The organism is Pseudomonas fluorescens, assembly GCF_004683905.1.
GTDB lineage: Bacteria > Pseudomonadota > Gammaproteobacteria > Pseudomonadales > Pseudomonadaceae > Aquipseudomonas > Aquipseudomonas putida_A.
Genome location: NZ_CP038438.1, coordinates 3,127,812 through 3,141,092, shown reverse-complemented (window position 1 = coordinate 3,141,092; position 13,281 = coordinate 3,127,812). Strand labels below are relative to the sequence as shown.

At 55.6% G+C, this 13,281-nt stretch carries 10 protein-coding genes and 2 pseudogenes; 10 read left to right on the top strand and 2 right to left on the bottom strand.

Annotated features, from left to right (window positions below):
* Nucleotides 1-149: 149 nt before the first annotated feature.
* From E4T63_RS14320 to E4T63_RS14280, 9 genes and pseudogenes are all read left to right on the top strand, one after another.
* Nucleotides 150-860, top strand: a complete 711-nt coding sequence (locus tag E4T63_RS14320; protein ID WP_135295836.1) for a response regulator — start codon at nt 150-152, stop codon at nt 858-860.
* On the top strand, nt 857-2,185 hold the full coding sequence (locus tag E4T63_RS14315; protein WP_135295835.1) for an ATP-binding protein: 1,329 nt from the start codon (nt 857-859) through the stop codon (nt 2,183-2,185). Before E4T63_RS14320 ends, E4T63_RS14315 begins: the two co-directional genes overlap by 4 nt.
* Before the next feature lie 62 nt (nt 2,186-2,247).
* Nucleotides 2,248-3,432: a DUF2252 family protein gene (locus E4T63_RS14310; protein ID WP_098964055.1), complete on the top strand. Its 1,185-nt coding sequence runs from the start codon at nt 2,248-2,250 to the stop codon at nt 3,430-3,432.
* A gap of 93 nt (nt 3,433-3,525) precedes the next feature.
* Complete coding sequence (locus tag E4T63_RS14305) at nt 3,526-4,815, top strand: NAD(P)/FAD-dependent oxidoreductase (protein WP_135295834.1); 1,290 nt, start codon at nt 3,526-3,528, stop codon at nt 4,813-4,815.
* A gap of 13 nt (nt 4,816-4,828) precedes the next feature.
* Nucleotides 4,829-5,386 (top strand): helix-turn-helix domain-containing protein, encoded by a 558-nt coding sequence (locus E4T63_RS14300; protein WP_135295833.1) that lies wholly within the window; start codon nt 4,829-4,831, stop codon nt 5,384-5,386.
* 21 nt (nt 5,387-5,407) lie between these two features.
* Nucleotides 5,408-6,754 carry a glutamine synthetase family protein gene (locus tag E4T63_RS14295; RefSeq protein ID WP_135295832.1) on the top strand — a complete coding sequence of 449 codons (1,347 nt, stop codon included), beginning with the start codon at nt 5,408-5,410 and terminating at the stop codon, nt 6,752-6,754.
* Between the two features lie 90 nt (nt 6,755-6,844).
* A pseudogene (locus tag E4T63_RS28865) lies at nt 6,845-6,918 on the top strand (cupin domain-containing protein); the annotation flags it as partial.
* An 831-nt stretch (nt 6,919-7,749) separates the two neighbouring features.
* Nucleotides 7,750-7,869 (top strand): annotated as a pseudogene (locus E4T63_RS28955) (HNH endonuclease); the annotation flags it as partial.
* 249 nt (nt 7,870-8,118) lie between these two features.
* The gene (locus tag E4T63_RS14280) at nt 8,119-8,892 is read left to right on the top strand and encodes a hypothetical protein (protein ID WP_240795638.1); all 774 of its coding nucleotides are present in this window, start codon (nt 8,119-8,121) and stop codon (nt 8,890-8,892) included.
* A gap of 461 nt (nt 8,893-9,353) precedes the next feature.
* Here E4T63_RS14280 and E4T63_RS14275 read toward each other — a convergent pair whose 3' ends face one another.
* Nucleotides 9,354-10,157, bottom strand: a complete 804-nt coding sequence (locus E4T63_RS14275; RefSeq protein ID WP_135295830.1) for a hypothetical protein — start codon at nt 10,155-10,157, stop codon at nt 9,354-9,356.
* A 222-nt stretch (nt 10,158-10,379) separates the two neighbouring features.
* Entirely contained in the window at nt 10,380-12,404 is a 2,025-nt protein-coding gene (locus E4T63_RS14270) for an AAA family ATPase (protein WP_135295829.1), read from the bottom strand.
* Nucleotides 12,405-12,756: 352 nt separating this feature from the next.
* Here E4T63_RS14270 and E4T63_RS14265 point away from each other — a divergent pair, with 352 nt between their 5' ends.
* Nucleotides 12,757-13,128: an immunity protein Imm33 domain-containing protein gene (locus tag E4T63_RS14265; RefSeq protein WP_237403186.1), complete on the top strand. Its 372-nt coding sequence runs from the start codon at nt 12,757-12,759 to the stop codon at nt 13,126-13,128.
* Nucleotides 13,129-13,281: the final 153 nt, after the last annotated feature.

The window sequence follows — 13,281 nt, the reverse complement described above, 5'->3', positions numbered from 1 at the left end:
GTCGATGGCGTGCAGGGTGCCTGAGGGGTTTTGCCGCAGAATGTCCGCTTGATGTCCGGGACGACGGAATGTTGCTCGATTGAAATATATGACCCGCCGGCCAGAATAGTTTTAGATGCGTTCTTTTTTGGCCTGAGGATCCTGTGCCCGTGAGCAGACTGCTGATCGTCGACGATGACGTGGAAATTCTTGCCCTGCTGAAGAAGTTCTTCGTCCAGCACGCCTACGAGGTCGATGTCGCCGCCGACGGCGCAGCGATGTGGGCGGCAATTGCGCAGCAGCGCCCGGACACGATCATTCTCGACCTGATGCTGCCCGGCGAAGGTGGCCTGAGCCTGTGCCAGAAAGTGCGCGCGCAGATGGGCATTCCGATCATCATGCTGACCGCCATGGGCGAGTTGAGCGACCGGATTGTCGGCCTCGAACTGGGCGCCGATGACTACGTCACCAAACCGTTCGCCCCACGTGAACTGCTGGCCCGCCTGCGCGCCGTGCAGCGCCGCGCCGGTGAGCAGGTCAGCCCCGCGAGCGAGCCGTCACGGCCGGTGATCGCCTTCGCCGGTTGGCATCTGGACATCACCTGTCGCGAGCTGCGCTCCCCGGAAAACGTGATGATTCCGCTGTCCGGTGGCGAGTTCGATCTGCTGGTGGTATTCCTCGAACACCCGCAGCGCATCCTCGCCCGCGAGCAACTGATCGACTTGTCTCGCGGTCAGGGCCACGACGCCTTTGATCGCAGCATCGACGTGCAGGTCAGCCGCCTGCGGCGCAAGATCGAGCCGGACAGCAAACGCCCGGACCTGATCCGCACCGTGCGCAACGGTGGTTACATGTTTACCGCCAAGGTCACGCGTTCATGATCCGTCGATTCCTGCGCCGTGATCCGCTGAGTCGGCGGATCGCCCTGACCATCGTCGCGGCCATGCTCGCGTCGCTGGCACTCAACTTCCTGTTCGTGGAGGTTGCCGGGACCTGGGCGCGACCACCGATTGAACGTACCGGGTTGCTGGAGCAGATTGCCGCGACCGTCAAAGTGATCGAGGCTGCACCAGCGCCTTTACGCCCGAAACTGGCGCACGCGGCAACCGGCCCGACGCAGGAGGTGACGTGGAGTGCGCAACGCGACGAACTTGGATTGCCAGCGGGTGGCACGCAGCTCATCGCCAACAAGACGTCAGGGTTGCATCAGTTGTTGGGCGATGAGCGAGACATTCGAGTGTTCAATCCCGCTGACTGGCCGAGCGGCAGTCCGCTGGCGCGCTATGCGGCGTTGATTCAACTGCCGGATGCCAGTTGGCTGTTGTTCTCTTCGCCCGAACGCTCCTGGGGCCTGGACATCGGCACGCGCATCGCAATCATCATCGCTCTGGGCCTGATTGCCACCGTGCTGGTGGCCTGGCTGGCCACAAGGCAACTGGCCAAACCGCTGCAACGTTTTGCCAGCGCCGCCCGCCGTTTTGGCGGTGATCTGCGTGCGCCGCCGATCAAAGTCGAAGGCCCCGACGAGATCCGCCAGGCGATCATCGCCTTCAACACCATGCAGGCGCAGATTCAGCACTACATCAGCGAACGCACGCACATGCTCGCGTCGATTTCCCACGACTTGCGCGCACCGCTGACCCGTATGCGCCTGCGCAGCGAGTTCATGGAGGACTTTGATCATCAGGGCAAACTGATCCGCGACATCGAAGAAATGCAGTCGATGATCAACGCGGCACTGGCGTTCTTTCGTGAGGACACTCAGCCGGAGCAAAGCACCGCGTTCGACCTGTCGGAACTGTTGCAGACGATCATTGACGACTACCGCGACCAGAACATTGCGATCGATTTCAACGGCCCGGCGCATCTGGTCTACGAGGGCCGGCCGCTGGGGATCAAACGGGTGATCGTCAATCTGCTGGAAAACGCCGAAAAGTACGCGCAGCAGCCGGCAATCGCGCTGAGCAGCGACGGTTACAGCGTGTGCATCGACGTCAGTGACAACGGGCCGGGAATTCCCGAAGCGTCGTTGCAGCGGGTGTTCGACCCGTTTTTCCGCCTGGAAACCTCGCGCAACCGGGAAACCGGTGGTGTCGGGCTCGGGCTGTCGGCGGCGCGGGCGATTGTGCGCGAGCAGGGCGGCGAACTGAGTTTGAGCAATCGCAGCAGCGGTGGCTTGCGGGCGCGGGTTGAGTTGCCTTTGTAATACTTTGAAACATTTGCGAGCGGCCGGCGGTCAACAGGACACATTCACTGCAAGAAGCGTCCATGAAAACCCCACGGCCCTCCGCACGTCTTGAACCGCTGTCACAACTGCGCAATCTGAAAATGGCTCGCTCCGCCCACGCCTATGTCCGTGGCAGTACGGTGCAGTTTTATGAGTGGCTGCACAGCCAACCGGGCCGCAACTTACCGAAGGGGCCGGCGGTGTGGATCTGCGGCGATTGTCACGCCGGCAATCTCGGACCGACCGGCGACCTGAAAGGGCGCATCGACATCCACATCCGCGACCTTGACCAAACCGTTATCGGCAACCCCGCGCATGATCTGGTACGCCTGGCGCTGTCCTTGGCCACCGCCGCCCGAGGTTCGGACCTGCCCGGCGTCGCCACCGCGCGCATGCTTGAAGAGATGATGCGCGGCTATGAACAAGCATTCGAAGACGATGTCGACAAAGAGCCGCCAAGACCCGCGCAAGTCAAGGCCGGCATGCGCAGCGCGGTGCAGCGCACCTGGAAGCATCTGGCCCAGGAGCGCATCGAGAGCACCAAACCAACTATTCCGCTGGGCAAGCATTTCTGGTCGCTGTCACGGGAAGAACGCAGTGCGCTGAAGACCCTTTGCGCTACGCCAGACCTGCACACGCTGGTGACCTCATTGAAGGGCCGCAACAAGGACGACCGGGTGAAAATGCTCGACTCGGCCTATTGGGTCAAAGGCTGCAGTTCGCTGGGGCTCAAGCGTTATGCCGTGTTGCTGGGGGTGGGCGAGGGCGACGATCAGGAATATTGCCTGCTGGATATCAAGGAAGCGATTGCCGCCGCCGCACCTCGGGTGGCCCGCGCCGCGATGCCTCGCGATAACGGCAAACGTGTGGTCGAAGGTGCGCGTTTTCTCTCGCCAGGCCTGGGCAACCGGATGATCGCCACCCGGGTGCTCGACCATGGCTTCTTCATCCGCGAACTGCTGCCGCAAGACATGAAACTGGAACTGGATCAATTGAGCCAGACCGACGCGATGCTCGCCGCCGGGTATCTGGCCCGCGTCGTGGGGCTGGCCCATGCCCGGCAGATGGACATGAGCACACGGGCTTCGTGGATGCGCGAGCTGCAAGCGTGTCGCTCGAAGACCCTGGATGCGCCGTCGTGGTTGTGGACCAGTGTCGTGCAGTTGGTTGGCAAACATGAGAAAGGTTATCTGGAGCATTGCCGGCGTTATGCGTTGGAGCATTGATCTGTGTGAGTGAAACAGTTGTCGGTTGCCGATATGAAATTTGTTCTGTAGATTTTCATGAAATTATAAGAAATAAATTTCATGAGGCGCCGAATGTTTCAGCAGTCCCAGCAGCATGTCGCCAGCTATTACGCCCACAGTTGCGCCGATATTCTCAGCACACGGCCGGCGCTGGAAGGTGCGCACGACACCGACGTGGTGATCATCGGTGCCGGTTTCAGTGGGCTGCACACCGCGTTGCGTCTGGCCTTGGCCGGCAAGCGCGTCACCGTACTCGAAGCCAGTCGCGTGGCGTGGGCCGCGTCCGGGCGTAATGGCGGGCAGGCGATTTTGGGCTGGTCGTGCGACATGCCGCCGCTGGAGGCTGCGCTTGGATATGAGCGCGCCAGGCGTCTGTGGGACGGCATGCGTTGGGCCGCGCAGGAGCTGCGTGAATTGCCCGGGCGGCATGGTTTCGATTGCGACTATCGCCCCGGCCATTTGTGGACGTCGGTGATGCCGCGTCGAGTCAGCCTGCTGACTGAGTGGCAACACGAAGCCAGTCATAAGTGGGGCCACGACGGTCTGCAGTTCATTCCCCGCGAAGACCTGCCGCAATGGGTCGCCAGTGAACGCTATCAGGCCGGCCTCTTTGACGCCGAAGGCGCACATCTCAATCCGCTGAAACTCGCCCTTGGCCTGGCTGCCGCCATCGAGCATGCCGGCGGGCGTATTCATGAGCAAAGCAAAGCGTTGAGTTATCGGCAGGAGGGCAACGGTTTCCGGGTCAATACCGAGCGCGGTTCGGTGAACGCCGACGTGCTGGTGCTGGCCTGCAACGCCTATCTCGATCAACTCGACCCGCAACTCTCCAGCTGCATCCTGCCGGTCGGCACCTATCAAGTCGCCACCGCGCCGCTGATGCCGGAGCAAGCCACTGCGCTGCTGCCGAGCAACGTCTGTGTGACCGACAACCAGTTCGTTCTCGATTACTTCCGTCGCACGCCGGACAACCGCTTGTTGTTCGGCGGTGGCTGCACTTATCTGGGCGGTATGCCCAAGGACATTGCGGCGGCAACTCGGCCGTTTCTCGAACGCGTGTTTCCGCAGCTCAAGGGCGTCGAGCTGCAATTCGCTTGGGGCGGGCATATCGACCTGACGATCAAACGCACGCCTGACATTGGCCGTGAGGGCGATCGCTATTGGCTGCAAGGCTACTCGGGCCACGGCGTGCTGCCGACACTGGCCGCCGCCCGCGCGATGTCCGACGCGATTCTCGGCGAGGCGGATGAATTGGCGTTGTACCAGGGCCTGAGCAATGGCCGTTTCCCCGGCGGCAAGCACTTCGCAGCACCGCTGGAGGCTATCGGCAAGGCCTGGTATCGGCTGCGCGACAGCATTTGATGAGATTTTGACCATGAACAAGCAAGAAGAAATCGCTGCGCTGGCGATCCTGATCCACGACCTGCGCAAGCACAAGAAGTACACCCTTAAAGAGCTGGCCGACAAGATCGGACGTTCGGTGGGCTTTCTCTCGCAAGTCGAACGCGGCTTGTCGCGCCCGACCGTGGCCGACCTCACCGCGATCAGCGAAACCCTCGGCGTGCCGACCACCTATTTCTACAGCCTGCCCAAAGCCAAACAAGTGCCGTGGGTCACCCGTCCGGACGAACGATGCACGCTGTATTACGCCAACGGCATCACCGACATTCTGGTGTCGCCGCAGATGCGTGCCTCGTTCTCCATGCTTGAAAGTCATCTGGAGCCGGGCGCGAGCAGCGGCGACCGCCACATGAGCGACAGCTCGGAGCAGGGCGGTTACGTGCTCGAAGGCGAACTGACCTTGTGGCTGGGCAACGACGACGAGCCGGTGACCTTAAAGGCCGGTGACAGCTTTCAATTCGACAGTCACACCCATTGCCGCTACGGCAACCGCACCGGGCAGCTCACCCGCGTGCTCTGGGTCTACACCTGACAACAACAAAGGATGAACACGATGGACGCTGTCTGCTCTGACCTGCTCGCCGAAGTGCGCGCGTTTCGCCAACGCTACCCCGAGGTGCGTTATGTCGACCTGATTTCCCTGGACATTCCGGGGCATTTTTACGGCAAGCGCTATCCGGTGGACATGCTCGAAAAAGTCGCGGCGGGCAGTGCGCTGAAACTGCCGCAAAACTGCGTGCTGCTGGGCGTGCAAGGCGGTCTGTTCAAGATTGGCGATTACTGCTTCAACGACGGCGACCCGGATGCTGTGCGCCGCTTGGTGCCGGGCACGCTCAAGCCTGTGACCTGGGAAGCGCAGCCGCTGGGGCAGATGCTGATTACCTCCGATGGCACCGCCAAACCGATCGAGTTCGAACCCCGCGAGGTATTGGCGAAAGTGCTGGATCGATTGGCGGGCAAAGGCATTCACCCGGTGGTGGCCTTCGAACTGGAGTTCTATCTGTTCGACAAAAAACTGCGCGACGGCCTGCCACAATTCCCTCGCGACGAGCTGACCGACGACGCCGATGATCAGCCAAACATGCACATCGAACGCCTGTCACGTTTCGCCCCGGTGCTCGACGAAATGGTAGAAGCAACGCGAGCTCAGGGCATCGACGCCACGGTGATCACCGCCGAGCTGGGGCCGGGGCAGTTCGAAATCAATTTCGGTCATCTGGACGACGGTTTGCGCGCTGCCGACTGGGCGGCGCTGTTCTGTCGCAGTACCCGTGGAGTCGCGCTCAAGCATGGCTATCGCGCCAGCTTCATGGCCAAACCGTACGTGGAGCATCCGGGCAGCGGCATGCATGTGCATGTCAGCCTGTATGACGCGGCTGGCAACAACCTGCTGGCCGCCAATCACCAGCAAGCACTGCGCCACGCGGTGGCCGGCTGCCTGGATCTGCTGCCGCACAGCATGCCGATCTTCGCCCCGAACCAGAACGCCATGCGCCGCCTGAGCGGCACGGTGAACACCGCGACCAAGGCGAGCTGGGGTTACGAGGATCGTGACGCCTGCCTGCGCATTCCTGAATCCGACACGAAAAACCTGCGCATCGAATACCGTCTGGCCGGCGCCGACGCCAACCCGTATCTGGTGCTGGCGGCAATTCTGGTGGGCCTGGAACATGGTCTGGCATCAGGCAAGGAACCGATCCCGCCCCTCAACGATGACCGCAACAGCGGCATCGATTTTCCGACGGAAATCCTCGAAGCGCTGCGCGCCTTGCAGCATCAGCCGCAACTGCGTGCGGGACTGGGCGCCGAGTTTGTCGACGTGTATTGCGAGAACAAACGTCAGGATTACCTGGCATTCATGCAAGAGATCAGCGCGCGGGAGTATCGCTGGTATTTGTGATCACTGGTTCAGCGCCACACTTGAGTCAGGTGCAGCGGCCGCGATGACCGGATGGAATTCAGTACCGGTGAATTCCATTGCTCATCAAAATTGATGATTGAGCCACGAGGTATTTTGAACACCGGGCGTGAGGATGGCGAAAGAACGGCTTGAATGACGTCTGGAGAAAATCCAACGCCATCCCGTGTAATGTCTGCGCTGAGTTGGAAATAGTTGACTTTGGCTGGCAGCTATCGGCCAAAAGCGGACGGTCGCGACTGACCGCTTTCGGCCAGAAGCGGACAGTGGACAGTGGACAGTGGACAAACACCGTCACAGGAAGATAGCGCGAACTCGGTGGTAAAGGTCCGAAACTGGAGCCGTTCACCAAATCGAATCCTGAGTACGGTAAGGGTGGTGCGCAGCAACGCATCCCTAAACCTGGTACCACCACTATCATCAAAGCAGATGAAGTCACGATTATGCCGGAGAAGTAACAGCGCTAACCGATCTAGAGGCGCGCGTAGCGCTCAAAGAACTGATTGAAAAATACCTCAAGGGAAGACATCCCGATTACGACCGTCTGATCGAAATTGTTCAGGATCCTTCGCGGCAAGTTCCGATCAGGGGTGTGCTTGAGGACATTAGACAGTACAACAAGGTTCAGTACACGCAGCAGGAGCTAGAGCTGATCGACGACCTTTTGTACGTGTATGGCTAAGACAGAACGTACTAGTAGCGGGCAAATGGTTGAAATATGAACGCCTTCGATCAGCGCCTGCTAAAGCTTTGCGAGACCAACGCAATGGCTTTGGCTCTCTAGCATTGCCCGATAGCTACCACTGATGACAGGGCTGCTATCGGTCAGAAGCTGTCACTCTGTTGGTTTGATTTGAGATTTTTGCTTCATGCAAACAACGAGGGCGGCTCAGAGCGTCTATTGTTTAGCATGCGTAATGATGTAATGGCAGTGTGCTAGTCTTTGGGGCCAGCTATTCGGAACGGTTGAAAGGTTGATGAGACATTGTATTTATTGCCGAACTGATAAAGATGACTCGGAGTTCACAATCGAGCATGTAATCCCTCAATTTCTTGGCGGCGCATATGCGCCAGATTTTTTGAAGACCAGGGACGTTTGCGGGAGATGCAATAGCAATCTAGGGTTGTTCGTCGATGCATCATTCGAGAAAAACTGGATGGTGTCTAACTGGTTGAGACAGTCTTCACTGACGTTTTACGACCCAGACAAACCAGTCGGAGTTTCGCTAATATGCATGGGGAACTGTGATCTATCTCCCCCTCAAACACCCGACGGATATGTATGTGAAGCATGGCTTGGACCACATGGTGAGCAGGTATATTGGATTCGTCCACACGATGAGAGAATGTATGCGTACGTGGGAGGCAACCCCCGTACCGTCAAGCAAGTAAAAACCAGGGCGTACTTCATGTTCTCGGAGCGTACGCACAAAGATCCGCGTTCTACTTTGCTGTGCTTTGAGCAGGCTTTCCAAGGTCGAAAGGTCAAAAAAATCCTTTGTGGAGAGTTAGGCGGTGCCAATCTTGCTGACTTCGGTTTTTCGACTCCTGATGACCTAGATCGCCAACGCATCGAGTATTTTCAGACCGAATGTGAAGGTGTGCAGAAACGGAATATAGGGCTTTCCGTCGATGTACAATTTGATCGCCGGTTTCTTCCGAAGCTTGCAATAGGTATTGCTTACTGCTTGTTTGGGGCGAAAGTATTGGATACGGATTATGGTAAGGAACTGCACAAAGGGCTTTGGCACCAAAAAGGTGGCGAAGTTGCGATGGTCCGGGGCCAATCATTATTTTCAGCTGTAGGCAACAAGACCTTCAACAGTATCGTTGGTTTTCCGAATGCTGTTGTATTTCTTATTCTCATGAGCCCCGAAGGTGTGGCAATCAATCTGAATATCAATGAGCAACTGAACTGGACCGTAATGTGCGCTCCAAGAGAAATTTTGACTGCTGAGGATGTTGCCAAAATAGGAGAGGGTCAGATCGTTTTACTGGTGCGAGCACTTCAGAAAGGAGTTCACACAGATCTGCCCAGCTATCTCGCTCACAAAGGTGGTATTTTACCCATTGCCGAGTTGGAAGAGATCGAAAAGCGGGCAGGAAAAATAACGAGATGAAAAGCGAAAATGGTATAGGTTTTTCCGAGAAAATAATCCGTACTATTTTTCTCTAAAATGAAATGAATTGCCTTTAATGCGTCAATCATATGTGATTGTTTATTGGATAACTTCTGTCTATCGTGATCGGCAGCTATGGGTCGATATCGGACGGTCACGAGAGGCAGCTATTGGCCGATTTCTACACGTCATGACAGGCAGAAACCGGCCAAAAGCTGCCATAAGCAGTCGGACGATGTAAGAGCTGACGTGGGCAATAAATGGCCTTGAAACTTTAGGGGTTCTGATGAATAGATTATTTCTCTAAGGGATGAAAAATTGGGCTCATGCTTCAACGCCTAACGTTTGAGGTATCTAGCAATTAAAAAACAGACACTATATGGGGAAGGTCTTTTAGTTGGTTAACACTAAAAACCCTCCCAAAAAACCTGAAATTGATTTTCCGATTCGCAATAATCAGCTTATGTCTGAGTGCTGTTAAGTAATTTCTCTAGCTCTTCACGCCTCTGCTTTGCGTTAAGCCTTTCCAGCTTCTGACTCAGTATAAACTCAATGGCCAGCCTTAACATCGGAAACAACTTTAGGCACTCTTCTTCTGAAAGTCCGTGGAGCCCTTGAGAAAGAAACCCGTACAATCTTGGATGCTGCACCAAATCAGATGGAAGGAAGTTTTCTAGAGCCGCTAGCTTATTTGCCATTTTATGTGTTGGATACGCTTCCCCATGAATAGACATCCACGCTTCATCTTTTCTGGCTTCTTGATAAGTTTCTTCTACCAAGTGCTCGAAAATCTTCCGAAGATAAACTATAGAGCCAGCACCTACGCCATAAGAGAAAAGACCTAAAGCTTTAGTGTAGCCTTTTTGATGCTCATCAGTTAAAACCTTACGATAATTCTTTAGTTCTTGTTTTGCAGCGTCAGCGGCGGATGGGTACTGACCTATCTTTGTCACTCCATCCTTTTGGTGAATCCTGAAAACATAACATGCAATGTGCTGCTTTACCCGAGAGCACTTGGCTTCAATTACGCAAATAAAAGGCTTTTGAATTTTGGTATGGAAATCTTCGCGGACTGCCGAAATATGAGGATATTGAACGACGAACAAACTTCTATCCTTGCACTCCACACAATAAGTATCAATTGAACCTGTAAATTTAGTTAGATCTAACACCTTATCCAAGCTAGCATCGTTCCACTTGTAAGGCTTATACATAGCCACAGATAAGAAAAACTCACTAGGCGTTGGGAAATCATTGTCTGACACTCGATCCTGCTCCATGGTATGTGGTCATGAAAGCATTTTGCCACAAGCCAACGATGCTTTCCTACGGACCCCAGCTTGTGAGGGCACGGTGTATCGTGCAGCATCATCCGCCACGGACCAAAGTGGACAGCTAGATCAGGTGAAGCACACCCATCGCTCGAATGGGAGCATGGTGTAACATTTGATATAAATAGGCCGCCCCTTGACGCGGCCTTTTCACTTTTAACTCTCGAAGGGCTTAGCATCCCGAGCAACGTGCTTTTTGAGCCGTTCATTGATCAATGCAAACAGCGCCTCGAATTGCTCAAGACTTTGCTCTGGCAATACCTTTTCGGGTTCCGACGCCATCTTTTTGAGGAATAGCCGTGTCGGTCGAGTTTTATGGAAGGGGATTTCAAGATTCGCAAGGCCCTCCTCAATACGCTTGGCGATCCGCGGGATATTGACATTTAACTTCAACGCCTTCCCCTTCAACTCTTTGCTGTAGGCCTCTCGCACAAGCGCCTCATACACTACCGGATCTAGCAAGTCCTCAATATCTGCTTCGTTCGGCTGGGACGAGAACGCTTCCGAAACAAATACGACGTTCTGATCGCGAATGAGCTTCGCCTTGAGAAGCTCGTCCTTGGTGACCCTTGAGTCCCGCTCAGTGTCTAGAAGAACCAACACGTTGAGAGCCTCCGACGTCAGTAACGCAACCATGTAAGAGACCTTCTGCGCACCTCCCGCTGGAGTCATTGTGAGAGCGGTACTCAGTGCCGTTCTTCCCTTTTCGGACATATAGGCGCTAACAGCGCTCATGATCCAGAAGTCCGTAACCCCCTCGACAACAAGATTGTTGGGGCCGACAAAGAGGCTTTGGGCAAGGTCATAGCCGAGCGCTGCCTGCAGCGGGAACAGCGTCCTAGCATCTCCCGTCGGATCGTTCGTGACTGTGGTTCCAACTTCCTCCGAGATGTTGACGGTACGGACTAAATCGAGCGCATGCGTCGGCACCATAAAGGGTGAGTGCGTGGAGTAGAGGATTTGATTGGAGAAGTCCACCTCTAGATGATGGAGGAGATCTGATTGGGACTTGGCATGCAAATACAGGCCGGGCTCATCCAGCAGGAGCACAGCATTCTCCGCATGGCCTCCGTCTGTGTCAGCCGAAAACGTGATGTAGAAGGCGAAGAACCACTGAAAACCTCGGCTCCTGTCGTTGAGATTAACTTCAACGTCATAGGTACTCGTTGGATCAGAGATGATGGTATCGATGTGGGGGCCGTCGAGGTTAAAACGAATCTTTAGCGCGCGATCTTTCCACAGCCGCTTAATCTCACCTGTGACAACAGCGCTGGCACGGTTCGCGAGCTGATTCCGCGTTTCATGATCATTTTGCCCATGGAGCTTCTGCAGCTCATCGGGATTGAGGCCTGCGACCTTGCACAGTTTCTCGAAGTTTCGGTCCGCATCCTCAAGCTGCCCCTGAGACTTCCGTTGGATGTAGGCGGCTATGTCTTGGTGGCCATCAAGTTCCGGGTATTCATCGATATAGATGAACTTCGGAATTGCGCCAGCAGCCCAGCTACGAGCCTGCTGTTGGGCATCCTTGTCAAACACGATGCTATCGGCCAGCTCTTCGAGCTCAGAGAGCGTCTCCTCTTGTTTGTCAGTCAACTCAGCATCAGCGCCGGCCAGCGCTGTCCGCAGAGCCTTTGCCGCAGCCACCATCTGACTAGCCCACGTGTCACGTAACCTTGTGGCGGTCGCAACTTTCTCGAAGGCATCGGCTGCCGCATCCAACGCGCTAGGGGTCTCCTGCTTCAGCGCTGCAGCGCGCACCGCCGCAGCTACCCTCTTAACCTTGTTTTTTATGTCGGTTTCGTCGAAGACTATTGCCTTGAGCTCGGGGAATCTAACAGTTCTTAACGAGCCATAGCTACGCGCGACGATGACCAGGGACACCTCCGTGGCCCGCGGAAGTACTTCAAGCAGAGCTTCTTTGTCGTCATCGTCTAAAACCCATGTCGTTGACAACACGGGCGTGTCGTCTGTGCACTCCTCTAGGCGCCTGTGACGGGGAAAGTCCTTAATGGGCCTCAAAGCCTCGAATCCTGTAATCGGGTTTAGGCTGTGCAATGCACGAAGCAGGTTCGACTTGCCGCTCTCGTTTCGTCCCAGAAGGGCGGTAATACGAGAGACCGCGATTTCACCGCTGTCATTGATAGAGCGATAGTTACGAACTCTGAATGACTCTAGCCTCATGGCTACCCCCTTCTTGTTGGCCTAGTTCTGTATAGGTGCGGGTATTTTGGGTAGAAAGCAAGTGGAATAAGGATTCAGGATGCCATCATTGCGAGGAAGGTTCGCAATTGGTCGAAAACGGCACTTGCGAACGACCGCTTTTGGCCGATTGCTGCCGTTCGCGACCGTCGGCTTTCGGCCAGAAGCGGACGCTCATGAGTGACCGCTTCCGACCCATTGCAGCCGTTCGCTAAAGACTGAAAATGGTGGATTTCTGCCTGTTATGATTGACCGACATCGACTCCTTCGGGCCAGTCGTTACAGTTAGTAATCGGCCCATACCCAACACCCCAGCCATGAGAGTGCGAACTGTATGGCACCTCAATCTTTGGAGAAAATCGCCATGCGAGTAAGGAAGGAGCAAAGCATTTGTGAATGGCAGGGAGTTACCCCAGATCGACCACAATCGGGGTCAAAAATCGGAATAGCGTTGGGGACCCTGGGGCTTCAGCCCATAAATGGGTTAAGGGTTAATCCGGAAAACGGTACGAATGGTTGGTACCTGTGGTGCGGTATGGAGTGGTCTGAGGCTGACGATTTTTTTTCACCCCTTCATGTAGCGCACATCACGGACTATCTACCGGAAGTTGTCGGATATCTCGATTTGCCGCCAGGCTATCGTTTTTACATCGACGGCAATAATTTTGAAGACGTTTGGTTTGACGCAGAGTTGATACGCACCTGACTCGCTTGATGAATTGCCCTGAGTTTTCATAGATACATCGAATGACTACTTCTGGCCGATTGTTGCCTGCCGTAAAGTGCTGAAGACGGCCAGAAGCTGTCGCCGAAGAAACGACTTCTTCCATGCAACGCGCTGGCCTTGTTTTAGGCATGT

Bases quoted from the DNA above. Each gene is read 5' to 3' on its own strand.
- E4T63_RS14315 (WP_135295835.1), top strand. From the start codon at position 857: ATGATCCGTCGATTCCTGCGCCGTGATCCGCTGAGTCGGCGGATCGCC.
- E4T63_RS14310 (WP_098964055.1), top strand. From the start codon at position 2,248: ATGAAAACCCCACGGCCCTCCGCACGTCTTGAACCGCTGTCACAACTG.
- E4T63_RS14305 (WP_135295834.1), top strand. From the start codon at position 3,526: ATGTTTCAGCAGTCCCAGCAGCATGTCGCCAGCTATTACGCCCACAGT.
- E4T63_RS14300 (WP_135295833.1), top strand. From the start codon at position 4,829: ATGAACAAGCAAGAAGAAATCGCTGCGCTGGCGATCCTGATCCACGAC.
- E4T63_RS14295 (WP_135295832.1), top strand. From the start codon at position 5,408: ATGGACGCTGTCTGCTCTGACCTGCTCGCCGAAGTGCGCGCGTTTCGC.
- E4T63_RS14280 (WP_240795638.1), top strand. From the start codon at position 8,119: ATGTATGCGTACGTGGGAGGCAACCCCCGTACCGTCAAGCAAGTAAAA.
- E4T63_RS14270 (WP_135295829.1), bottom strand. From the start codon at position 12,404: ATGAGGCTAGAGTCATTCAGAGTTCGTAACTATCGCTCTATCAATGAC.
- E4T63_RS14265 (WP_237403186.1), top strand. From the start codon at position 12,757: ATGGCACCTCAATCTTTGGAGAAAATCGCCATGCGAGTAAGGAAGGAG.